The following is a 1303-nucleotide window of genomic DNA, read 5'->3' as shown; positions in this document are numbered from 1 at the left end:
TGTACGGGTCAACCACATGGGTTACAAAAAAGTGCACTCACATAGGTGACACTTTGATTGAGACATAACCGTTCTTTGCATCTCTCGCATTCACATGGCCCAAGATCACAGGACCGAAGATTACATTCCATACCCCATCACCGATCATCTCCATTCCGATGGTCTGGTGACAAAGTAGATTGCCAACATAAACCCGCATGCCTCCTCGATTGATGATTCCGCTACTGTCGGCCAGGTAACTCTCAATATGACTCGCATAGATCATTTCCGGTAGCGTCTCTGGGTACATTCGAGTTGAAGGCGTATAGCAAGCAGCAGGCGTTTTCTGGCCAAGCGCCTCATGTCCACGCTCGTAATTGTAGTGCTGCAGGAAGCGATCAAAGTGTCGCTGCTGGGCTTCCCACGCAATTGCCGACGGGTGAGGTAATGTACTTTTCAGCGTCCGGTGCATGCGCTCATGCCGCCCATTCTGATCTGGGCGACCTGGCTCGATCCTCTCAGGAATGATCCCAAGTCTCATCCACCAAATCGACAGCTGTGACAGCCCTGCACGACTGGTGCTGGCAAACGGTATCCCATTGTCAGTACGAATACGCTCTGGCAGGCCGTATTCGCGAAAAACCCTTTCGAAGGTTTGCTGGGTTTCCTTCAGATTGGTGCTGCTCATGCTCTGGCACGCCAGCAAAAACCGGCTGGCATGATCCATGATCGTCAGCGGATAACACCAAATCCCTGCTCCGGTCAGGTATTGGCCCTTGTAATCAGCGCTGAACAACTGGTTGGGATTTTCTGCCTTGCGTAAAGGCTTGGGATACACAGCCACCCGTCGGCGCAATGGCTTGGGGGTAATCAAATCAGCTGCCTTGAGAATGTTGTAAATGGTCGTCTTCGAGGGCGGATCCTGATCTGGGAAACGCTGCATGAGGCTATTCTGAATCTTTTTCGGGCCGGGGATCGTCTCGCCACTTAAGCGAAATTCAACGATTGCCTGTTTCACAGCCAAGGGCACCACGTAGGTTTGGTTGTGGCGGCAGCGGCTACGTTCATCAAGCCCACTCGGGCCCTCTGCCTCGTAACGCCTGATCCACTTATACCCAGTCTTGCGGCTGACCTCATAGTCCCGGCACAGCTGGCTAAGGCTGTGCTTCTGGGACAGGTAATCGGCAATGAACATTACTTTAAGGTCCATAGGTTTCAGCTCTTTCCAGGGCATGGTCAGATCCTCGCGAAATCGACCCTGCCAGTTAAAAACTGTTACCTATGTGCGTGAACTGATTTGTAACCCATGTGGGTGAGTCATACC

1 protein-coding gene is annotated in these 1303 nt (G+C 52.2%); it reads right to left on the bottom strand.

The window, feature by feature from the left end:
• Positions 1–37: 37 nt before the first annotated feature.
• Positions 38–1213 carry an integrase core domain-containing protein gene (locus CIB54_RS27220; RefSeq protein WP_065949219.1) on the bottom strand — a complete coding sequence of 392 codons (1176 nt, stop codon included), beginning with the start codon at positions 1211–1213 and terminating at the stop codon, positions 38–40.
• Positions 1214–1303: the final 90 nt, after the last annotated feature.

Origin of the sequence: Pseudomonas fluorescens (assembly GCF_002837185.1) — a bacterium.
In the GTDB taxonomy this organism is placed as follows: Bacteria; Pseudomonadota; Gammaproteobacteria; order Pseudomonadales; family Pseudomonadaceae; genus Aquipseudomonas; species Aquipseudomonas fluorescens_AM.
This window is presented reverse-complemented; position numbering and strand designations above follow the sequence as displayed.